Origin of the sequence: Idiomarina sp. A28L, from assembly GCF_000218785.1 — a bacterium.
Classification (GTDB): domain Bacteria; phylum Pseudomonadota; class Gammaproteobacteria; order Enterobacterales; family Alteromonadaceae; genus Aliidiomarina.
Genome location: NZ_AFPO01000020.1, coordinates 145891 through 167407 on the forward strand (window position 1 = coordinate 145891; position 21517 = coordinate 167407).

The 21517-nt window shown below is 44.6% G+C and carries 26 protein-coding genes; 14 read left to right on the forward strand and 12 right to left on the reverse strand.

The features are described from left to right. Nucleotides 1-64: 64 nt before the first annotated feature. The 3 genes from A28LD_RS07495 to A28LD_RS07505 all read right to left on the reverse strand — a co-directional run bounded on the left by A28LD_RS07495 (nt 65) and on the right by A28LD_RS07505 (nt 1869). Complete coding sequence (locus A28LD_RS07495) at nt 65-271, reverse strand: DUF3185 family protein (protein WP_007420476.1); 207 nt, start codon at nt 269-271, stop codon at nt 65-67. A gap of 191 nt (nt 272-462) precedes the next feature. Then, nucleotides 463-1524 (reverse strand): hypothetical protein, encoded by a 1062-nt coding sequence (locus A28LD_RS07500; protein ID WP_007420477.1) that lies wholly within the window; start codon nt 1522-1524, stop codon nt 463-465. An 18-nt stretch (nt 1525-1542) separates the two neighbouring features. After that, nucleotides 1543-1869 carry a DUF3392 domain-containing protein gene (locus A28LD_RS07505; protein ID WP_007420478.1) on the reverse strand — a complete coding sequence of 109 codons (327 nt, stop codon included), beginning with the start codon at nt 1867-1869 and terminating at the stop codon, nt 1543-1545. A 237-nt stretch (nt 1870-2106) separates the two neighbouring features. On the opposite strand from A28LD_RS07505, the gene xthA reads away from it, so the two are divergent. Beyond that, nucleotides 2107-2919: an exodeoxyribonuclease III gene (xthA, locus tag A28LD_RS07510; RefSeq protein WP_007420479.1), complete on the forward strand. Its 813-nt coding sequence runs from the start codon at nt 2107-2109 to the stop codon at nt 2917-2919. Nucleotides 2920-2995: 76 nt separating this feature from the next. On the opposite strand, the gene yfbV is transcribed toward xthA, so the two are convergent. After that, a complete protein-coding gene (gene yfbV, locus A28LD_RS07515; RefSeq protein WP_007420480.1) occupies nt 2996-3421 on the reverse strand; it encodes a terminus macrodomain insulation protein YfbV in 426 nt (141 codons plus the stop codon). A gap of 276 nt (nt 3422-3697) precedes the next feature. On the opposite strand from yfbV, the gene A28LD_RS07520 reads away from it, so the two are divergent. The 4 genes from A28LD_RS07520 (at nt 3698) to A28LD_RS07535 (ending at nt 6207) form a co-directional block, all read left to right on the forward strand. Then, complete coding sequence (locus A28LD_RS07520) at nt 3698-4048, forward strand: Spx/MgsR family RNA polymerase-binding regulatory protein (RefSeq protein WP_007420481.1); 351 nt, start codon at nt 3698-3700, stop codon at nt 4046-4048. Continuing rightward, nucleotides 4014-5192: a succinyl-diaminopimelate desuccinylase gene (gene dapE, locus A28LD_RS07525; RefSeq protein WP_050795156.1), complete on the forward strand. Its 1179-nt coding sequence runs from the start codon at nt 4014-4016 to the stop codon at nt 5190-5192. The genes A28LD_RS07520 and dapE overlap by 35 nt, the downstream gene beginning before the upstream one ends. 65 nt (nt 5193-5257) lie before the next feature. Continuing rightward, nucleotides 5258-5974, forward strand: coding sequence for a M15 family metallopeptidase (locus A28LD_RS07530; RefSeq protein WP_158091785.1), 717 nt, complete (start codon nt 5258-5260; stop codon nt 5972-5974). Continuing rightward, the gene (locus A28LD_RS07535; protein WP_007420484.1) at nt 5971-6207 is read left to right on the forward strand and encodes a DUF2897 family protein; all 237 of its coding nucleotides are present in this window, start codon (nt 5971-5973) and stop codon (nt 6205-6207) included. Before A28LD_RS07530 ends, A28LD_RS07535 begins: the two co-directional genes overlap by 4 nt. A gap of 52 nt (nt 6208-6259) precedes the next feature. Here the strand turns inward: A28LD_RS07535 and purC are convergent, their stop codons facing one another. From purC to dapA, 3 genes are read right to left on the reverse strand one after another with little or no spacing between them, the layout of a single operon-like run. Then, on the reverse strand, nt 6260-6973 hold the full coding sequence (gene purC, locus A28LD_RS07540) for a phosphoribosylaminoimidazolesuccinocarboxamide synthase (RefSeq protein WP_007420485.1): 714 nt from the start codon (nt 6971-6973) through the stop codon (nt 6260-6262). Nucleotides 6974-6987: 14 nt separating this feature from the next. Beyond that, nucleotides 6988-8106, reverse strand: coding sequence for an outer membrane protein assembly factor BamC (bamC, locus tag A28LD_RS07545; RefSeq protein ID WP_007420486.1), 1119 nt, complete (start codon nt 8104-8106; stop codon nt 6988-6990). A 10-nt stretch (nt 8107-8116) separates the two neighbouring features. Then, the gene (gene dapA, locus A28LD_RS07550; protein ID WP_007420487.1) at nt 8117-8995 is read right to left on the reverse strand and encodes a 4-hydroxy-tetrahydrodipicolinate synthase; all 879 of its coding nucleotides are present in this window, start codon (nt 8993-8995) and stop codon (nt 8117-8119) included. Between the two features lie 263 nt (nt 8996-9258). On the opposite strand from dapA, the gene bcp reads away from it, so the two are divergent. Further along, on the forward strand, nt 9259-9723 hold the full coding sequence (bcp, locus tag A28LD_RS07555; protein WP_007420488.1) for a thioredoxin-dependent thiol peroxidase: 465 nt from the start codon (nt 9259-9261) through the stop codon (nt 9721-9723). 79 nt (nt 9724-9802) lie between these two features. Here the strand turns inward: bcp and A28LD_RS07560 are convergent, their stop codons facing one another. Further along, entirely contained in the window at nt 9803-10882 is a 1080-nt protein-coding gene (locus A28LD_RS07560) for an AI-2E family transporter (protein ID WP_007420489.1), read from the reverse strand. 244 nt (nt 10883-11126) lie between these two features. Between A28LD_RS07560 and A28LD_RS07565 the strand changes: the two genes are divergently transcribed. From A28LD_RS07565 to A28LD_RS07575, 3 genes are read left to right on the forward strand one after another with little or no spacing between them, the layout of a single operon-like run. Further along, complete coding sequence (locus A28LD_RS07565; protein ID WP_007420490.1) at nt 11127-12617, forward strand: beta-barrel assembly-enhancing protease; 1491 nt, start codon at nt 11127-11129, stop codon at nt 12615-12617. Nucleotides 12618-12662: 45 nt separating this feature from the next. After that, nucleotides 12663-13019, forward strand: a complete 357-nt coding sequence (gene arsC, locus A28LD_RS07570) for an arsenate reductase (glutaredoxin) (protein WP_007420491.1) — start codon at nt 12663-12665, stop codon at nt 13017-13019. After that, on the forward strand, nt 13016-13441 hold the full coding sequence (locus A28LD_RS07575) for a DUF2069 domain-containing protein (protein ID WP_007420492.1): 426 nt from the start codon (nt 13016-13018) through the stop codon (nt 13439-13441). Before arsC ends, A28LD_RS07575 begins: the two co-directional genes overlap by 4 nt. Here the strand turns inward: A28LD_RS07575 and hda are convergent, their stop codons facing one another. Both hda and A28LD_RS07585 read right to left on the reverse strand, forming a co-directional pair. After that, a complete protein-coding gene (hda, locus tag A28LD_RS07580; protein ID WP_050795157.1) occupies nt 13442-14167 on the reverse strand; it encodes a DnaA regulatory inactivator Hda in 726 nt (241 codons plus the stop codon). It abuts the gene before it with no gap. Beyond that, nucleotides 14155-15309, reverse strand: a complete 1155-nt coding sequence (locus A28LD_RS07585) for a DUF2066 domain-containing protein (protein ID WP_007420494.1) — start codon at nt 15307-15309, stop codon at nt 14155-14157. The genes hda and A28LD_RS07585 overlap by 13 nt, the downstream gene beginning before the upstream one ends. 164 nt (nt 15310-15473) lie before the next feature. On the opposite strand from A28LD_RS07585, the gene A28LD_RS07590 reads away from it, so the two are divergent. Next, entirely contained in the window at nt 15474-16769 is a 1296-nt protein-coding gene (locus tag A28LD_RS07590; RefSeq protein WP_007420495.1) for an MFS transporter, read from the forward strand. A 179-nt stretch (nt 16770-16948) separates the two neighbouring features. Here A28LD_RS07590 and pgm read toward each other — a convergent pair whose 3' ends face one another. Together pgm and seqA are read right to left on the reverse strand one after the other, a co-directional pair. Next, the gene (pgm, locus tag A28LD_RS07595; protein WP_007420496.1) at nt 16949-18586 is read right to left on the reverse strand and encodes a phosphoglucomutase (alpha-D-glucose-1,6-bisphosphate-dependent); all 1638 of its coding nucleotides are present in this window, start codon (nt 18584-18586) and stop codon (nt 16949-16951) included. Continuing rightward, nucleotides 18583-19128 carry a replication initiation negative regulator SeqA gene (gene seqA / locus A28LD_RS07600; RefSeq protein WP_007420497.1) on the reverse strand — a complete coding sequence of 182 codons (546 nt, stop codon included), beginning with the start codon at nt 19126-19128 and terminating at the stop codon, nt 18583-18585. Before seqA ends, pgm begins: the two co-directional genes overlap by 4 nt. A gap of 277 nt (nt 19129-19405) precedes the next feature. Here seqA and A28LD_RS07605 point away from each other — a divergent pair, with 277 nt between their 5' ends. The 4 genes from A28LD_RS07605 to fldA all read left to right on the forward strand — a co-directional run bounded on the left by A28LD_RS07605 (nt 19406) and on the right by fldA (nt 21440). Continuing rightward, nucleotides 19406-20212 carry an alpha/beta fold hydrolase gene (locus tag A28LD_RS07605; RefSeq protein WP_007420498.1) on the forward strand — a complete coding sequence of 269 codons (807 nt, stop codon included), beginning with the start codon at nt 19406-19408 and terminating at the stop codon, nt 20210-20212. A gap of 148 nt (nt 20213-20360) precedes the next feature. Then, complete coding sequence (locus A28LD_RS07610; RefSeq protein WP_007420499.1) at nt 20361-20579, forward strand: DUF2788 domain-containing protein; 219 nt, start codon at nt 20361-20363, stop codon at nt 20577-20579. Between the two features lie 13 nt (nt 20580-20592). Beyond that, a complete protein-coding gene (gene ybfE / locus A28LD_RS07615; protein WP_007420500.1) occupies nt 20593-20868 on the forward strand; it encodes a LexA regulated protein in 276 nt (91 codons plus the stop codon). A 47-nt stretch (nt 20869-20915) separates the two neighbouring features. Continuing rightward, nucleotides 20916-21440, forward strand: a complete 525-nt coding sequence (gene fldA / locus A28LD_RS07620) for a flavodoxin FldA (RefSeq protein WP_007420501.1) — start codon at nt 20916-20918, stop codon at nt 21438-21440. The last annotated feature ends 77 nt before the right edge of the window (nt 21441-21517 follow it).

A 21517-nucleotide genomic window follows, 5' to 3' on the forward strand; every position in this document is an offset into this window, starting at 1 on the left:
CCAAAAAATTAGCGCCATGATAACAAATCATGGCGCTAATCGCAGAACCTAAAAACTAGTGCTGTTATCTTTTCTTTAAGCCAGTTAACACACCGCCGATACCAACGATGGTAAGTACCGCACCAATGATTAGAAACCAAAGTGCGTTATCCGTAGGTTGCCCCGTAATCGCTTCTGAAGCGCGGCCCAACGCAGATTCACGTTCTTGCCAGCCGAAATATAAAATAATCAAGCCAGCAACTAAGATAGCGAGAGATACAAATTTATTCATGAACACTTCTCCTGTGAGTTGTTCTAAAACTTCTTTTTATGTTTGTAACTACTTCTTTTTCCAATCAATTGCTTCTGAAGTACAGTTTGAGCTTAGAGCAAATCCATTAAAAGTCCAGTTTGCTTACATAACTTTACTTACAGCCGTTTATGCTTCCCCGATAACAATAGCAGCAAATGAACAACGCAGTATCACCATAGTTGAACATCCTGCTTTATCTTTCCAGTAGCGATGCTTTCTGCAACTTCCTCCGCTAAGCGATAACCTGAATCAGTTGCTTGCTGCCAAAATTTTTGTCGCGCAGGAACATCGAGCTTAGCAAAATCGTGCCGATCTGGAATTTTTCCATACGGCAATGCATCAATAAATGCTTGGCTCGGCATAATTAGTACCGTGTTCGGCCAATTAGCTCCAGTTGTGCGACGTTTAGTATTTTTATCAAACCACCCAGGAATTACCTCACGCTGGAAGTGCGGATAGAGCACTAGCCCGCGCTGATCATCGAGTGGTACATCAAAATGGTAATCGGTAACGCCACCATCACGATACACACCACGAGGCGCGCCAGGAATATCTCGAACACCCTCCAGAACCATTGGTATAGAACCGGTTGCGAGCAATGCTTGGCGAAAATTATCTTTACTCAATGGAACATGAATTGTAGGTAAATCCAGCCAATTTTTACCCATTATCGGCTCTGCTTTCGGATGGTGAAATATCACGCGTTCATAACTGCTGCCAAGAGTTTTACGCGATAGCATGTTCAAACCAGCGGCTTTTAATAAGCCTAGGCCCTGCCCTAAACGCCCCTCAGCTGCATTCAAGCCCTTGCAACGTACCACAATCATATGATGTAAAAAGGCTTCTTGTTGCAGAATTTCGGTAATTGCTGAATCGGGTACGTACTCATGTAGTAAATCAATAGCTTTATCGGTAATTTCTCGCACATCCGGCTTTTTCGAGTAAACGGTAGCACGATAAAGCTTACTAAATAATGCACTAGCTTCAGCCGGGTTAGATCGGCCCAAGCTCGCAAAACGCCAGCCCCCTGCCGAGGTACCAAGCAGATTCAACGGCTGCGTTCTGTTAGCAAAGAAATCAGCGAATAGAAAATTATCCAATCCTTGCAGCACAAACCATTTTGGGCCGCCCGAAGCTCCGAGCATAGTGCTTACATCATCAGCCAATAAGCCATGCTCACGAATATGAGCAAGTGCGTTAGCGCCTGCTTTTATCTCTGCCCATTTCATCATTAAAGCCCAAAATCCTGATTAAAAAGTGTGTTTACGCTCGGCAATAATACCCAGCGATAGCATAATTCCAACTACTAAAATACCTAAGTAGCGTGCCGATACTTGGCCTAATTGAAACTGAATAAAGGGTGCCATCCAATTCATCAGAATGCCGTAGCCAAATGCACAAAGAAGCACAAAAATAATGGTTCGAAAAATAAAGTGATACTGGCTAATTTGGCGACTAACGGCGCGGTTAATATCATTGCCAAAGATCACCAGCAATGTTGCGGCAATCATAACGCTTATATAGGCCAAGTGCCCCCGCATCCATGTGCCAAGCTCCACTAATAATTCGTTTATCACTGCTAATTCCTAAACGCTGATTATTGTTAGTATGTTTTCAATTTTTCGCGCCACAGTATACCCCGTGTCACCCTGATGTACAGATGCACAGGGCTACTTTTGCCGGTTACAAAGCTGGCTCTACTAGTCTATGTAGTTAAGATGCAGTTCCCTGCTGCATCCTTCGCTCGGCAATGGTATTCTTTTAGCAACAATCATTCGAATCTATTCACTTAGAACACTATAAAGAATTATTTTATGAAATTAATTAGTTTTAACATCAATGGTATTCGTGCACGTTTACACCAGCTGCAAGCATTAATCGATAAACATCAACCCGATGTAATTGGCCTGCAAGAAACCAAAGTGCATGATGACCAATTCCCTCTCGCCGATGTTGAAGCCATGGGCTATCAGGTGCTCTACTTTGGCCAAAAAGGCCATTACGGTGTTGCCATGTTAACTAAACTGCCATTTGAGGATGTTTGTTACGGTTGGCCTGGTGATGATGCGGATGCTCAGCGTCGCATGATCATGGCTACGGTAACCGCTCCGAGTGGGGAAAAAATTCGCGTTATGAACGGTTATTTTCCGCAAGGTGAATCGCGCGATCATCCGCTAAAGTTTCCAGCTAAAGAGAAATTCTATCAAGATTTAATGCATTACCTTGAAACCACACAATCACCTGAGCAACCGCTTGTATTAATGGGCGATGTGAACATTTCCTCAACTGATTTAGATATTGGCATTGGTGAAGCGAACCGCAAACGCTGGTTAAAAACTGGAAAGTGCAGCTTCTTACCTGAAGAACGGGAATGGATGCAAACGTTGATGGATTGGGGCTTCACCGATACATACCGAGCCGCCCACCCTGAGCGCGATGATCAATTCAGTTGGTTTGATTACCGTTCACGCGGATTCGATGATAACCGTGGGCTGCGAATTGATTTAATTCTAGCAACAGCGCCTCTAGCCAGCCGTTGCATAGAATCAGGCATTGATTATGAACTTCGCGGCATTGAAAAACCCTCTGATCACGCGCCAATTTGGAGTACCTTTAAACCAAAGTAAGTAAATCAGAGTAATTGGATTAGTATAAAAAAGGCATCAACAGATGCCCTTTTTTAGTATTTGATGATGTTCTAAGTTATTGCTCTTCCGGCGGAAGCACTGCTAATGCCTTACGTAATACTCGTGCTAAATCTACATAACAGGGGCCTTTTCTGTGCCCCGGTAAACGAATATCTTCACCAGCCGCATTTAACTTATTCTGTAGCTCGAAATACCAACTATTCAAAGCTGGTGGCAGTAACTGATAGGCCCGTTTACCTAACCAATAATAGCCTTGTATCGGCAGCACCAATAGAAATAATGAAGCACCCAGAATTTGCGGGAGAAACTCAGTACCTAGATACTGAATTTGCACAAAGAAATTGGCTATTGCAGCAAAGGGCAAAACTTTTACCCCAAGTTTAGTTGCCGGAATAAACTTACTTTCCGGCAAATTGCCAACCACCGCATGGTTTGGCCATAACTTTAAGTAATCAGCCCCGCGTTTTAAAGTTGTCCACATGGAGCACTCACCTATTTGCTTAACATTTAGATATATTCTCATAAAGTACTAAATAAGATCAAAAAAACAGCATGTGATGAAAACTCGCACAATCGTTTTAATTTATTTATTTCAATAAGATACCGACTTCACTCCAGCTAATTAACAAGGTTATCCACAGAAAAAGTGGATGGAATTGAATAACCTAAGAGAAACTTATCGATACTTCCGTTTTTTTCGGTTCTGTGGCACTGTAAGCGCATCATTTTCTGTTAATTTACTGGTAAGAGAGCGATCATGAGCATTGTTGTTTTTGGTATTAAAAATTGCGATACCGTTCGTAAAGCACTGAAGTGGCTAAAAGAACATGATGTGGATTATCAATTTGAAGATCTGAAAACGGTACAACTAGCTGCCGGTACTATCGAACACTGGGTTAACGCGGTCGGTGTCGATATCCTAATTAATAAGCGCGGAACCACGTGGCGCAAACTACCCGACGACGACAAAGGCGAACTTACTTTGCCACGCACGGTTCACCTTATCCAAAGTCACCCTACACTTTTAAAACGCCCTGTGGTTGTGAAAAACGGTGAGCTCACTGTAGGTTTTAATGAAGCAGAATGGCAGGAGCGTTTCAGTGCCTAAAGAATATGATAGCAACCACCCTACCTTAGTTTTAGCACGTGAACTGATAAGCCGCCGTTCGGTAACTCCAAACGATGCAGCTTGCCAGAAATTAATGGGCGAAAGGCTTTCTCCTCTGGGTTTTGACATCGAATCTATGGTGTTTTCTGATACTACTAACATGTGGGCTCGGCGCAATCAAAACGGCCCGTTATTTTGTTTTGCTGGCCACACCGATGTTGTTCCTGCTGGTGATGAGAATGATTGGGATACACCACCATTTCAGCCAGTTGATAAAAACGGTACGCTGTACGGCCGTGGCGCGGCGGATATGAAAGGTAGCCTCGCAGCTATGATCGTAGCTACCGAACGCTTTGTTGATAAACACCCAAAACATGCGGGCAGTATTGCTTTTTTGATCACCAGCGATGAAGAAGGGCCATTTATCAACGGCACCGTGAAGGTAATCGAAACCTTAGAGAAGCGTAATGAAAAAATTGATTGGTGTTTGGTGGGCGAGCCTTCAAGCACAAACTATTGCGGTGATGTGGTTAAGTATGGCCGCCGTGGCAGCCTTACCGGCTATCTCACGGTAAACGGTATTCAAGGCCATGTTGCTTATCCCCACTTAGCTCGAAACCCGGTTCACCAGGCTGCACCAGCGCTTGCGGAGCTAGCCGCTGAGATTTGGGATGAAGGAAATGCCGCATTTCCACCTACGAGTTTTCAAATTGTTGATATTCAAGCTGGTACCGGCGCTACTAATGTGGTCCCCGGGAAAGTAAAAATCGCCTTTAACCTGCGATTTAGCACTGAATCAACTGCCGATACGCTAAAAGCCCGAATATTGCATATACTAGATAAACATTCACTCACATATTCGATTGATTGGACACTGAACGGCCTACCTTTTCTTACCGAGCAAGGGCCATTAGTAAACGCTACAAAGGCTGCAGTTAAGCAGGTGATAGGTGAAGAGCCGGAACTATCCACGGCAGGTGGCACTTCTGATGGCCGGTTTATAGCGCCCACCGGAGCACAAGTTATTGAATTAGGGCCGGTGAATGCCACTATTCATAAAGTAAACGAGAATGTGAGCCATAGTGATTTAATCGATCTTACCGATATGTACGAAGCAATATTGGTAAACATGCTCGTTAAGTAGGTTCGGTTATAGCATTGAAACCCTAGTAGTAATCCAAGCTACATATGGGTAAAGAGGAAAAACCATTGAGCCAGGATAGATTGAAACAGGCCATCGCAGCGATTAACGCCGAGCAACTTATTGGCGCTACAAGCGATCACGTTGTGGTGGTTTCAACCGCTGATTCAGAAAAAGTGAAGCTCCAACCGCTTGTTGTTGAGGCTTACACCAACATGCGCGAAGCTGCTTTGCGTGCTGGCTTTGAACTGCAAATAGCCTCTGGATTTCGTGATTTTCAGCGGCAACAGGCTATTTGGACAAAAAAACTAGCGGCGAGTAATGAAAGTGAACGAGCGCTAGAGAAAATATTGCATTGGTCTGCCTTGCCCGGCACAAGCCGCCATCACTGGGGTACTGAGTTTGATTTTTTCGATGCGCACGGTTTTTCCAGCCAAGAAGGCACGGAAAAGAAGTTACAATTAGTGGCGAATGAATACGAGCCTGGTGGGCCATGTTATAAACTCTATCAATGGCTACAAGATCATGCTGGCCAATTTGGTTTTTATTGGCCCTATAAAGGCCGTGGTAATGGTGTAGCCGCAGAACCTTGGCACTTGAGCTACGCGCCACTTGCTAGCCATTATCAAGCGTTATGGCAGCAACCTGAATCGGTAATCTACTTAGGTGAGTTTTTACGCGCGCAAAACCTACTGGGCTTGCCTTTGGTTGCATCGCGCTTGCAGAATATTATTCAACGTTACAGCTTACAAGTTGAAACACCACCAGTTGAGGCTACAAAATGACAATGCCACTTTGGGCCGTAATTTTAATTATTGTTTTGGTACTGGCGGTTATCTTTAGCAATGTAATGCTAATTAAGAAAACCGCGCATATGAAAATGCCTAATCTACTCAGGAAGCACAAAGATGGTTCAAAAGCTGCCGATGATTGGGAGAAAGATGAATGGGACAAAGATAATTGGGGCGATGAAGATTGGCAAAAAGATGACGATTCAGAAGAACGGCCAAAAAAATAGCGCTTAACCGAAAGCTAAGCGCTATTTAGTAGTTCAACGTTAGTAAGTTACGTTAATCGAATTTCATACCCAAACGCTTACCTACTTCTTCGTAAGCTTCCACTACGCCACCTAAACCTTGGCGAAAGCGATCTTTATCCAACTTAGTGCGGGTTTCTTTATCCCATAACCGGCAACCATCGGGGCTGAACTCATCGCCTAAAACAACTTCCCCGGCAAAGATGCCAAACTCAAGTTTGTAATCAACCAAGAGCATACCGCCTTCGGCAAATAACGGCTGTAACACTGCGTTTACCGCAAAGGTTAGCCGCTTCATTTCAGCTAATTGCGCTTCTGTTGCCCAACCAAAGGCAACCGCATGGCTTTCATTCACCATAGGGTCGTGCAATGCATCATTTTTCAAGAATAACTCAAAGGTGGGTGGGTTTAACGCAATTCCTTCTTCCACTCCCAAACGGCGCACTAAAGAGCCCGCAGCAATATTCCGCACTACACATTCTACGGGGATCATATCTAGCTTTTTTACCACGCATTCAGTATCTGAAAGCAATGATTCCATTTGTGTAGGAATACCCGCTGCCGCTAATTTTTCCATAATGAAAAAATTGAACTTATTATTTACCATGCCCTTGCGATCTAATTGTTCAATACGCTCACCATCAAACGCTGATGTATCATCACGAAATTGCAAAATTAGATACTCTGGGTATTCTGTAGTAAATACTGTTTTCGCTTTGCCACGATAAAGCTCATTTAGTTTTTTCATTAATCTAATCTCAATTAATCTTCAGTTTGTTCACGAAACGCACGAGCAAATACCGGCATCCATTCAGCTACTTGTTCAGCCGAAGCTGGCTCTTCATCAATGTATGGAATCACATAAATCACACCATCGCGATCATCAACATTGAATTCAATTTCAGTACCTACAGTAATTGGAAGTTCACCACGTTCTTTGGCCTGCCAAAACGCCAAACGGCGGAAGAAGCTGCGTTTACCTGCAGGTTCGTAACTAGTGTAATAAACACCTTCAGATTGGTTAAAATCTTCGATTACAAAACCTGAGCTTTCCAATACGCCTGGCATTAAACTCCACGCCACGTTGAAGTTACTATCAAACACGATAGCCGCAAAGCCATCAGCCGTTTCACCTTGGCGTATTTCCACGCCGCGGCGAGCATCAGCAATTTGGTCACTGGAGTAATTACGCGCAAGATAAGCAGAAACATCGTTTAGAATACCTGCTTCAAGTTCACGCTGTAACATTACCGGAGTATCTTGTGCTGAAGCTGGAGTGCCATTCTCAAACCAAGTAATTTCCGATGCACGAGCATCAATTACTGCACTACGGCGATGGCTCGCCGCTTGCATTTCAATCGTAAGCACCTGTTCAGAAGTATATTCATCGCGTACGCGGCGTAAGCGATTGATGAAGCCCTCGCGGCCTAAAGTGTAATGCTGTTTGCTAAAACGAGCCGTTACAATCCGTTCTTGCGGATTATGTTCGATAACCTCTGCATCAAGTTCATCAATTACAGCAACTACTGCGCGCCAAACCCAATCAGGAAGATCTGTTATACCTTCTACAGCGTCAAATGCTAATCGCGTTTCGTTCGAGCCTTCATCCACTCGGCTTCCGGGCGCGAGCGTTAGCATTTGCCGTGGCGAACGAACACTAACGGCTTGACCGATAGAACCTTCTCGTTGCTCAGTAGATAGCGTTGGTAAACGATATTGTGCGCGTTGTTGCGGAACATAAAGCCCTTCAGGGGCTGTTAACGCACCATGATCTTCCACTTCTAAATAATCGAAGCTGCCTTCGGCTAAATCACGTTGTGCCGCGCAACCACTTACTATCACCGCGCCTAAGGCTACTATCAATACTTTATTAAACTTCATCAAAACTCCGTTATTGTAAATATCCAGCATCTTTGAGTGCTTGTTCGATAACTTTTTCGTTCTCAAGTTCCGGAGCCGTTAAAGGTAATCGATAATTAGGTTGGATCCAGCCCAATCTCGCCATCGCCCACTTCACAGGAATCGGGTTTGCTTCAACGAATAAGGCTTGATGCAATGATGCCAATTTCTTATCAAATTCTTCGGCTGATTCGATATCGCCACGGCGAGCAGCATCTACCATTCGCTTCATGGTTTGTGGCATTAAATTAGCGGTCACGCTAATAACACCGTGCCCCCCCGCAAGAATAAAATCTCTTGATGTGGGGTCATCACCACTAAGTAATAGAAAATCTGGCCCACATAATCGTTGTAGCTCGGCAACACGTTCTACTTCACCGGTTGCTTCTTTAATACCAATAATGTTCGGAAATTCAGCTAATTCCGCTACCAGCTCCGGAAGCATATCACAGGCCGTTCGACCCGGAACATTATAAAGAAATTGAGGTAGATCGCTGGCTTCACTCACGTGCCGATAGTGTTCAACAATGCCTTTACGGCTGGGCTTATTGTAATAGGGAGTTACATTCAAAAAACCATCAACTCCAAGCATAGCAATGCGCTCGGTAAGCTGAACAGCTTCATGAGTTGAGTTTGAACCATTGCCCGCTATCACATGAATACGTTTGTTAACGAGTTCTACCGTTGCTCGCACTACATCAACGTGCTCATCATGGCTTAAGGTTGGTGATTCCCCGGTGGTTCCAACAGATACAATGGCATCAGTGCCATATTCAACGTGAAACTCTACAAGTTCAGCGAGGAGTTTATAATCAACGTTACCGTTGCTGGTAAATGGGGTGACAAGCGCCACCATACTGCCGGTCAGCATAGATTCTCCCTCATAAAATAAGGCCACAATCTTACTCGTGCAGCCAGTGAATGACAAGTGTACAGCACTAGCGATTCGCTACAATCTATGCTTTCATAAAAATATAGTTTTTAATTTCCGCAATGAGCGGCGAGTGCTCAATGATCGATCCTTAATCTTAAAAGCGTAATTATTAATGGTTTTGAAACTATAAGTATTGATGTTTTATCAATTCGATTCACTATCGTGTTCTAACTTTTAGAATTTGCCATGGAGCCAACATTATGAAAACTCTGCAAGCCGGTGATAAAGCGCCGTTATTTACCCTACCCAACCAAAATGGTGAGGCTGTTAGCCTTGCTGATTTACTAAAATCGGCGCAAGTATTGGTGTACTTCTACCCTAAAGCCATGACACCGGGTTGCACTGTGCAAGCGCAAAAGTTACGTGATAGCCGCGATGAACTAGCAGCCAAAGGCGTTACTGTGGTTGGCATAAGCCCTGATGCGCCGAAACGATTAGCCAAATTTACCGAACGTGATGAATTAAATTTCACCTTACTTGGCGATGAACAAAACGAAGTTGCAAACGCATTTGGTGTATGGGGCCCGAAGAAGTTTATGGGCCGTGAATACGATGGTATTCATCGAATTAGCTTTTTAATTGGTAAAGATGGCAAGGTTGCGCAAGTGTTTGATAAGTTTAAAACTAAAGATCACCACGAAGTTGTACTGAATGCCTTAAATTAAAACCTTTTAGCACCGCAACAAAAAACCGCCGTCAGTGATAACCTCGCTGAAGGCGGCTTTTTTTAATATTACCTAAACATCAATTATGGCTGGTTAAATCTTCTTCAGTATCCGTTTGCTGAGATAATGCTGTTATCACCGCTTTTACCAAGCTCGCCAGCGGAATTGCAAAGAACACGCCCCAGAAGCCCCAAATGCCGCCAAATACCAATACTGCGGCAATAATGTATACCGGGTTTAAGCTTACTGCCTCCGAGAACAAAACAGGCACAAGCACGTTACCATCTAACGCCTGTATAACTAAATAGGCAAAAATAAGCCAGAACAGCGTTGGTGAAATACCGAACTGGAATAAACCTACAAGAGCTACCGGAATGGTAACTACCGCCGCACCAATGTATGGCACCAACACGGATAGCCCCACTAGCGTGGCAAGTAATGCTGAGTAACGCAGGTCGAAGAGGCTAAAGGTGATATAAGTTACAACACCAACAATTACGATTTCAGCCGATTTCCCACGAATATAATTCATAATTTGCGAGTTCATTTCCGTGCCTACTTGGCTAATCAAGCGCCGCTGTTCCGGAAGAACACGGTTAAAGTGAGCCAATAGTAATTCTTTGTCTTTCAACATAAAGAATACCAACAGCGGCACAATAATCATGTAAACCAAAAACACAGCAAGTAATACAATAGTATTCCACGAGCGTTCCAAAATTCCTTGGCCAAACTGCAAAAGCCTATCGTTCACTTTATCAGTGAACATTTGAATCTGTGAGCCGTCTATAAATGCTGGGGCGATTTCCTCAGCACTTTCCATCAGATCGCGCCATGCTTGAGCAATGAGGGGCAACTCGCTAAGTAAATTCACGCTCTGTTGCCAAATTACAGGTACCAAGAAAAACACCAGTAATAATGCAAAGGTTATAAAGAGCAAAAACACGATGAGTACTGCGTACAAACGGCCAAAACCAACCCGTTGTAAGCGTGCTACCGGCCACTCAAGCAAGTAGGCTAAAGCAATGGCTACTAAAATAGGGGCTAGAATTTGTCCGGCAAAAATGATTAATGCGAAACCGATAATCAGCAAAAGGGTAAGTGTTACAGCATGCGGGTCAGAAAAGCGACGTTGAAACCAGTTCCGTAAATATCTCAGCATAGCTATTCATTGTCCTTAGAAATATATCGTGGCGTAGTCATTGATTCATACATGATAGTATCAAGCTGATTGCATTTATACCATCAAAGCCCGCAATCACAGCAGCCCAAACCTGTAATTTAAATACTTTTTAAGGGAACCTGACCTAAATTTTACAATCCTATGTAATATACAATAAGAGTTCTGTTCGATAGGCTAAGATGGTTGAGGGTTTAATCGCGATGCCATGGAGTATTATCAATACATGTTAAGAATATTGGGCAGTACCATAGGTACCCTAGCCGTTACCGCCAGTTTTGCGTTCGCTATTGGCGCTAGCAGTATCCATACAGCTAATGCGCAAAGCCGCACTGAGGTTCCTACCATAGGTACCGCGGGTGGCGCTTTTATGTCGGTTGAACGTGAACGATTATACGGTGAGCACTATCTGCGCGAAATTCGCAGAATCGCGCCGATTGTTGAAGATCCAGTTTTGAAAGAGTACCTCAATAGTGTTGGTAATCGCCTAGTTCGCCATGCCGATAATGTTCAATATCCGTTTCATTTTTTCTGGGTTCGCGATGATAGTATTAACGCCTTTGCATTTTTAGGCGGCAATGTTGGTATGCACACTGGCTTGCTGCTTGAGGCCTCTGATGAATCAGAAATGGCCGCTGTACTTGCCCACGAAATTGCACACGTAACTCAACGCCACATTGCTCGCAACATGGAGCGAATGACAGCCGCTGCCCCACTCACCATTGCCCAGATGCTTGGTGGTATTGTAGTAGGCCTAATCAACCCTACTCTTGGTATGGCTGTGCTATCAACCGGGATAGCCGGTGCGCAGCAACGGCAAATTAATTACACCCGGCAATTTGAGCGCGAAGCCGATCGCGTTGGCATGGCTGCACTTGCCCGCGCTGGTTATGATCCGGAAGGTGCGCCACGTTTCTTCACCAAACTGCAATCGCGTTACCGGTACGCTACGCAAATACCACAGTTTCTAATTACTCACCCACTCCCTGAATCGCGTATTGCAGATACCCGTTCGCGAGCGCAGATACTGGGAGCTCTGCAATTAGAACCTGCATTAGATTTCGAGTTGGCACGTTCGCGTGTACTAGTAAGGTATACTAGCCGAGCATCAAGAGATTTGTTGCTCGATTTCGAACGCAATGAACGCATTGCAAATCACACTCACAAGCGCCAAGCAGCACAATATGGCAGAGCTTTAGCGCTATTCGCATTGGAACAGTTTGATGAAGCCAACGATATTATTGATGCGTTAATTGCCATCGAGCCTTTTAACTTGTTTTACCTCGATACCAAAACCGATATTCTGCTCGGTTTGGAACGTTCTGATGACGCGGTAGAATGGTTAACCCGTGAATATATGCGCCGCCCAAATAATCAGGTTGTTACTCTCAACCTAGCCTATGCTGGCATTAATGCCGGCGAATACTCGTTAGTTCGCAGTATTTTGAATGATTACATATCGCACAACAAAACCGATATAGTGGCTTACCAGATGCTGATTGAAATGCATCAAAAAGCTGGAAACTCTGTTGCGATGCATGAAGCGCAAGCAGAACTTCATACCCTAAGAGGCAATTTCCAGATGGGTGTTGAAGAGTTACACTCAGCCTACGCTAAAACGAGCGAAAATGATGAGAGTAACCGCCAACGCATCCAAGCGCGTATTTTTCAATTGCGAGCATTAGAGGCCGAGCGCAACCGAGTTTTTGACATTTAGCGAAAACCTTGTAGAGTTCGCAACCTGAAAATCATGGAGAAACAAATGTCTGCTTTTACTATTTATCACAACCCGCGCTGTTCGAAGAGCCGAGAAACGCTGAAGCTTTTGCAAGATAACGGCGTGCAACCAACCGTAGTGGAGTATTTAAAAACCCCACCGAGTACCGCTACAGTAATTGCGCTCAGCAAGGGGCTAGGAATGCCAGTATCTGAATTCCTTCGAACTAAAGAAGATGAATATAAAACATTGAATTTAAAATCGTTCACCGGCAGCGATGAAGCATTAGCGGAAATTGTTACCCAGCACCCGAAAATTTTAGAGCGTCCTATAGTAGTGCGCGAAAGCGATCAGCATGCGCGTATTGGCCGCCCCCCTGAAGCTGTATTGGAGCTCCTGTGAATACCGATTTTATAAAAACGGCTAGTTTCCACCGTAAACTCACCTTGGTTTGCTACCCAGGCTTACTATTATTTGTAATTCTTTGGCATGGTGTTTTAGCACCTAACGAGTTCTTGAGTGTATGGCTTACCATGGCCATTTGGGTTGTACCCTTATTATTTCCGTTGAAAGGCATTCTGCAAGGCAATGCATACACTCATGCGTGGGCTAATTTCATATTGATTTTCTACTTTATGCATAGCCTTACCGCACTTTACACGAATCCTGGTGAGCGTTGGTACGCGGCTATTGAGCTTTTACTAACCACCGGCGCGTTTATCGGCGCAACCTATTACGCACGCTATCGAGGGCGTGAGCTAGGCTTAGGAATTAAAAAGAAAAAAGGTGAAAAGGTAGTAACCAACGCCGGTAAAATCGATTAGTTAAAACTGCAATATTTGCTTTATAAATGGCAAGGTTAAGCGTCGCTGCCTTGCCATTGATGCTTTATCAAGATCATCGAGCACACCCATTAATTGATGCATATCTCGGCTCAATCGTTGCATCATATACTCGCCCACATCATTTGCTAGCTCAAGCCCGCGTATCTTCGCGTGTTGCTGCAGCGCCTCTACTTTTTCGCCATCACTTAATGTTTTTAAATGAAAAGTTACCGCCAATTGCAATCGCGAGCGCAAATCGGCCAATGCAATGGGTAATCGCGCGGTGCTTTGTAACGCTGTACATACCAAGTAACTATTGCGTTTATCGGTAACGCGGTTAAACAAAGCAAAAAGTGCATCCGCCCATTCGGGTATAGCAATAACCGCATGAATATCATCAAGAGCAATTAAATCGTAACTTTCAATGCCATTTAACGCGGCTACTGCTTCCGGAGTAGCTAATTCAGTAAGCGGTAAATAGATACTTGAATGCCCGGCATCAGCAAACGCTTCACACAAAGCACAAAGTAAATGGGTTTTACCCCGCCCACTGCCACCAAATAGTAAAGTAAATTGATCTTGCGGCTGCCATTCGGCAAGCGGCAAACGCCGCAAATGGGCATGCGCTTGTGCATTATCACCCACAATAAAATTACTGAACTGCGCGTGAACAGGCAACTGAACAGGCAACGGCAGCTGTTGTTCATGCAACATTAACGCAGCCACCTATACTCCAAAACCGAGCTAGATTGGGAATCATCATCATTGCTATTATCTATGTTTATTAATAAATCGTTTGCAGCAATACGTTGCACACGCCGTTCAAACTCTAGCGCCTGAGCTAACCAAGCAGCTCCGCCATTAACCTGAACTGAAAATTCAGCAACACCACGTTGATAGCTTGCCAAGTGCACGCGATAAACCTGACCTTGTTGCTGCAGCATTTGTTCAGCAGCCAACAACTGGCCAATATCGTTAAAGCCACTAAAGCGCACGGCGATAACATCGGTACCATCATCGGTTTGGCCAATAAAAAGCGCGGCCACCCTATCCGTTATTTGGTTTACAAAATTTCTTGCCAAGGCTTCCTCGTCGGCGGCCGTAACGTATTCAATAAACTCCATATCTCCGATAATGATAGTTGTTTCTAAAACCAAGCCGGTATCTAGAGGATCAACCAATGTAGGTTCAGGCTCATTCTCGGCTGATGTATCAACGCTTTCTATCCCCCCGGAAGCGGCTGTATACATGCGCGCGCTTACCACACCGGCTACAGGATAACGGGCTGAAGCACTCATTACCTCACGTTGAAAGCGCCCCCAAACATCGCGGGCGCCAATGGCCATTTGATCTTCAAGGTCCATTAATGGCATCAACATGCGAATACCACGGCGCCGAGCTTCGCTATACAAACCATCAAGAAAAGGGCGTTCTTCTGCTCGGCCCACCAAGCGTACACCGCGATCTGCACTGCTCTCAGCCACCCACAATAATAGTTGCGGCCGATCCCCCGTCCAAACCGGAAACCCTGCACGCTGTAAGAGTTCACGAATGCGGCGCTCATCAAAGCTGGCTTGTAATAACATAGTATCGCCGCTGCCTTGGTAACCAAACTGCAGCAAATAATCATTAAAAGAGCTTATTTCGTTGCGAATAATGCTGTTTTCTAGCACTTGTGTAGTACCAGAAGCTCGAACCAAAACCTGGCGAAATAGATTCGGTAACTCTCGTTGCCGCTCCGCCCGAGTTTGATTCGCCACCGCTGTTTCCGCGCGTAATAAATCCGCAAACGTGTTATTTGCTTGTGCCGGTGAAGCACTGCTGGTAAATCCAGCCACAGCGATCATAATTAACATTAAATAACGCACACAATTCGCCTTAAATTAAGTTTAGATATGGATAATAAACATCCCCATTGCTTGGGGCAAGTGACAACCTGTGGATAAGCCTGGGGGAATTCTGGCGAAAACTCAGTTTGCCTGATAAAGTATGCACATAATCACCCACCCCAGTTATTTGGAACGCACTCAGAATGCTACGACAACAAATTCGCGCCGTCAGTTCGTTACTTTCCACCATGACACTTATCGGCCTTTGCGTAGGAATGACAAGCACCCTTTTAAGCTTACGCGGCACAATGGAAGGCTTTTCAACCATAACTATTGGTTTGATCATGTCGGCTTATTTTGTTGGTTATTTATTTGGTAGTACCCGCGCCGCTAAAGATATTCGTAGGGTTGGTTATATTCGTGCCTTCGGGGGCCTTGCAGCGCTCGCATCGGTAGCCGTTCTAGTACAAGCCATTTGGATCGACCCTATCGTTTGGTTTGTAATGCGCTTTATCAGTGGTTTTGCTATCTCTGCGCTATTCGTAATCTCTGAAAGCTGGTTAAACACTATGGCAGATAACCGCAATCGCGGCGCTATGCTATCGGTATATTTAGTATTAATTTACGGTGGTTTAGTAGCCGGCCAGCTCATTCTTGGTTTTGCTGATCCAGCAACCTTTGTGCCGTTTGCCATTATCGCGATGCTCATCAACGTATCGCTCATTCCAATTTTAGCAACCGTAACAGTAGAACCTACTACGCATGAATCGAAGAAAGTGCCACTGAAATTCCTCATTGAGCAGGCACCGTTGGGTATTGCTACGGCATTTATCGTACAAGCATGTAGCGCTATGTTTTATGGTGTTGGCCCGGTTTACGCAACGCAAATTGGCTTATCGGTTGGGCAAGTAACTATTTTTATGGCCGCCTTTATCTTCGGTGGCATGATTTCGCAAACGCCGATAGGGCTACTTTCCGACCGTTATGATCGGCGTGTTGTTTTGGCAGGCTGTGCTTTAGCTGCCTCTGTTTTGGCGGTTTTGTTAGCCTTTATTCCAGGAACTCAGCCATTACTCGTATTCTTCGTAATGGCTGCACTTGGCGGTGCATTATTGCCACTCTATTCACTTGCGATGGCGCACACCAACGATTACTTGGAAAAAGACCAAATGATTGGTGCAACGGGTGCGATCATTAAAGTAGGCGGAATTGGCGCTATTATTGGAGCCCCACTTGCTGCTGCATTAATGCAGTTTGGTGCGATTTATATGTTCTTTATTCTAATGGCAAGCTTTACCTTCCTTGTGGCGATATATGCTTTTTATCGGGTTACGCAACGGGCGAAGGCTGCAGAACAAATTCACTCTCCCCTTACCGCATTGGCACCATCACAGCTTTCTGAAGAGTTGTTTGCCAGCATAGTTGAGGAAGCGAACGAAGATTACGAAGAGCCTAGCGGGAGCATTCCGGTGAAACCCGGTTCGAACGGTGTAGTGTAGTGCCCGTTGTTTTATGAGCGTTGTTTTATGAGCGTTGTTTTATGAACGTTGTTTTATGAACGTTGTTTAATAAGAGTTTCATAGCGCCTAAGCACGGTGAAGAAAAGAAATGCCCTGTTACTAATCCCAAAGACAAGTAACAGGGCATTAATTTCTAATAACTAACTTACTTCTTATAACTAACTTGCCAGCCAAGTATCAAGCAATGCCTGCGCTTCACGCTGAATCAACGCCAAATGCTCAGGCCCGGTTAGGCTTTCTGCATATATCTTATAAACGGGCTCAGTGCCCGAAGGCCGCACTGCGAACCAGCCATTTGCCGTATTCACTTTAATACCACCAAAGCCAGCATCGTTGCCCGGCGCTTTATTCAACACTGAAGTTACCGCTTCGCCAGCTAATTCGGTGAGCGTAGGTGGGTTTTCTGCTAAACCAGCAAAAGCTTCCATTTGTGCTGTAGTGGCTTGGCAATCAATGCGGGCATAACTTGAATTACCATATTTGGCTTCTAAATCACGATAATACGCACTTGGCGATTTACCGGTAACCGCTTGAATTTCCATCGCTAACAAACACATGATAATACCATCTTTATCCGTGCTCCATGCTTCGCCAGCTTTATTTAAAAAGCTTGCTCCGGCGCTTTCTTCACCTGCAAACGCAAGCGAACCTTCAGCTAAACCTTGAGCGAACCACTTAAAGCCAACTGGAACTTCCATCAGCGATAAACCCACGCCAGCAACTACACGATCAATCATGGCACTTGAAACCAAAGTTTTGCCTATGGCTACACTTTTGTTCCAATCTCGATTGCGGGCCAGATAATCAATAGCAACCGCTAAAAAGTGATTCGGGTTCATCAGGCCATCGGGCGTTACAATGCCATGGCGATCATAATCAGGATCATTACCCACGGCTAAATCGTAATTATCTTTCAGCGCAAGCACACCTGCCATTGCATCAGGTGACGAGCAATCCATTCGAATAGCGCCATCTTTATCCAAGCTCATGAAACGGAATGTTGGATCGGCAACATTATTCAAAATATCAAAGTTCAATGCATAATGCTCGGCGATAGCCTGCCAATATGCGCCACCGGAACCGCCCATGGCATCTACACCAACGCGAAGGTTTGCTTTCGCAATTACCTGCATATCTACCACTTCGTTCAGCGCTTCTACATATTCTTTAATCCACTCGCGCTTTTTAACACGTTTTGATTTCTTTGCTTGGGCAAACGAAACAACATTCACACCAATAAGTTCAGCACTTAAAATAGCATTCGCATATTTTTCGATAGTTTTAGTAACATCGCCATCGGCTGGCCCACCATGCGGCGGATTATATTTAAAACCACCATCTTGCGGCGGGTTGTGCGAAGGCGTAATTACTACACCATCGGCCAAGCCATCACTACGGCCTTTGTTGTAACTAACAATTGCATGGCTAATTACTGGTGTTGGTGTGTAGCCAACATCGGCCTGAATATGCACTTCGATACCATTGCCAATAAACACTTCAAGCGCACTAATAAACGCAGCTTCCGAAAGTGCGTGGGTATCTTTCCCCAGCATGAGTGGGCCAGTAATGCCCTGCTCTTCGCGATACGCAACAATAGCTTGGCTAATGGCGAGAATATGGGCTTCATTAAAAGAATGTTTTAATGAACTACCCCGATGCCCTGAAGTACCAAAGCTTACTTGCTGTGAAGCCTTACCCGGATTTGGTTCATTCACGTAATACGCCGACATCAACGCCGGAATATTGCATAAATCTTCGGTAAGTGCTGGTTGGCCAGCGCGGGGATGTTTACTCATGATAAAAAATCTCTAATTTTTTCTGCATCAACAGTACTGTAGCCAAGTTCTAATGCTACTTCGGTAAGAATCGATTTCTTCTTCGTGGTGTTGTTATTGGTTACTACCCAAAAATCCGTATCCGGAATCTGTTTCGGGTTCGTGCTATTACCGGCGGCTAGTAACTGTGCTTCAGATGCAGCGAAATATAATCGGTTGCGCCCACGAATATCTAACACTCTTGAAAAATCATGGCTATGGCAACGATGCAACATCGAAAGGATAAACAAAAAGCGGCCTACAGCGCCCTTTTGGTTGGCTAAATCAGCCAAGGTAAGAATATCGAACAAGGTACGGCTACCCGACATTGCTCGGGGCTCAGCTGATTTAGTTGCTGTCGATAAATTATTCATGTTCTCATCTAGCATTGCTGATAAATCAGCGTCAGAACCGGGTTTAAATCCCAACAATCGGCGAAGAATGCTCGATGCGCTCTCGCCGATATGCTGCGTATGGGCGGCAATAAAAGTGTAGAGTTCATCGTCAATATCAATTTTTTTCATATATACATGCTCAAAAACAACGTGGGGGAATTGCGCTTACAAAAAAGTATGGGCTTCCCATAATTGGAGTTTATTATAACTGGTTATCGGCTTCATGTAATGGCTGTATATCAGCACATAAGATTCTTATCTGCAAAGGTGTGGTAGAGCATTCTGAGATATTAAGGCCAATGATGAATTTACAAATGTTATTCTTTCCCTGAAATACAAGGTTTGCACAGAACAACTCACTGGGCGAGAATAGCCCAGTTATAATTTTCTAGCCGAGGGCAAATAGATGGTGCAAGCAGTTGAACTAAACTACGAAGTAACCGGTGAAGCAAATGCAGAGCGAGCAACCGTAGTGCTCATTCATGGTCTTTTTGGCGATTTAGATAACTTAAAAAGTATTAGCCGCGAGCTTCAAGAGAATTACCAAGTTGTAAATATCGAGTTGCGAAACCATGGTGATTCACCATGGTGCGAAACCATGACCTTTATTGAAATGGCGGCCGATCTTGAAGCTCTTCTCGATAAACTGAAATTAGATAAAGCGCACATTTTGGGCCATTCGTTAGGCGGTAAAGTAGCGATGGAGTTTGCTCTGGAGCACCCCGACCGTGTGCATTCTCTGGTGATCGCTGATATTGCGCCAGTAGCTTACGATGCTCGCCATAATACAATTCTTGATGCCCTTGAGGCCGTGGATATTAGCAATGTGAATAGCCGCCAAGACGCCGATAAAGCCCTTGCTGAATCTATATCTGAAAAAGGCGTGCGCCAGTTTTTATTGAAAAACCTACAAAAAGATGGCGATAAGTGGGTGTGGCGCATGAACTTAGAGGGCTTGCGCAATTGTTATGAAGATCTGATAGGTGCGCCTGCGCAAAAAGGCGAATTTGATGCGCCGGTATTATTTATCCGCGGTGGTGATTCCGATTATATTCAAACCCAGCATCGCGATGCCATTTTGAGCCGTTTCCCGCAAGCTGAATCAAAAACTATCGCTGGCACTGGGCATTGGCTACATGCTGAAAAGCCAAGTGTATTTAATGGTTTAGTTGAACGTTTTTTAGAACAGCACTTTCCACTAAACGATGAATAGCGTTTGCACCCATTTCTTCGCTAATTTGTACGAAAATTTAACACTTTTCATAAGCGGAATTACGTATACTGGGTATCTTAGGATATTCGCGAAAAACAGCCCTTTATGCTAGTCTACAGGCGCATTTATTGGTGCGGCAGGAGCAAAAATGTTTGCTGAAAACTTTGAACAAATAGAAGCACTAATGACAAACCTTGCTATTGCTGTGCTGTTTTTATTGATCGGCTTAGCTATTCACGATGTATTAAAGAAAGGTGATGTGCCAAAGTTTGGCCGCTATGCGGTTTGGCTGGTGTTGTTTCTTGGTATGGCGGGGTTTCTCGCCAAAGGCGTGATTCAATTTATAATTGAAGCCAACCTGCAATAAAGATCATTACCTTATGGCTAAAGAAGCGAACGATAAAATTACTCCAGATTTATTTCAAAGTGAACGCAGGCCAGGGCGGCCGCGAAGTAATCCATTAACCCGTGAAGAGCAAATGCGCTTGAACAAGCGCCGGCAATTGCGCCGCGATAAAGAAAAAGGCCTTCGGCGTGTTGAATTAAAGCTCGAAGCCGCCATGTATGAAGAATTGAATCGGCAAGCAGAAACGCTTGGCCTGAGCCGAAGTGCTCTAATAGAAACATTGCTAAAACAAGCTTTAGCGAACAAGTAATTATCCACCCATATTTATCCACTTAAGCAGATTGGAACACGTTAACTATGGCAACTGTTGGACTATTCTTTGGCAGCGATACCGGTAATACCGAAGCTGTTGCCCACATGATTCAAAAAGAACTGGGTAAGCATTTAATTGATGTTCAAGATATTGCGAAATCGAGTAAAGAAGAGATCGCCGAATACGATTTACTGCTTTTCGGTATTCCAACTTGGTACTACGGCGAAGCCCAATGCGATTGGGATGATTTCTTCCCAGAGCTTGAAGATATCGATTTTGAAGGCAAAATCGTGGCGATTTTCGGCTGTGGCGATCAAGAAGATTACGCTGAATACTTCCTTGATGCTATGGGCATGATTCGCGATATTGTAGAAGCTCGTGGCGGTATTATTATTGGCCACTGGCCTACCGATAGCTATCACTTCGAAGAATCGAAGGGCATGGCCGACGATAACCATTTTGTGGGTTTAGGTATCGATGAAGATCGTCAGCCTGAACTTACCAAAGAACGTGTTGAGCAATGGTGTGCGCAATTGCGTGATGAAATGGCCCTTGATCAACTCGATTAGGCTTTGTGGCGGTTTCAATAAGCATTTCAATCCAGAACGAGATGTGGCTATAATTGTTGCCAGATTGTTATTAAAGA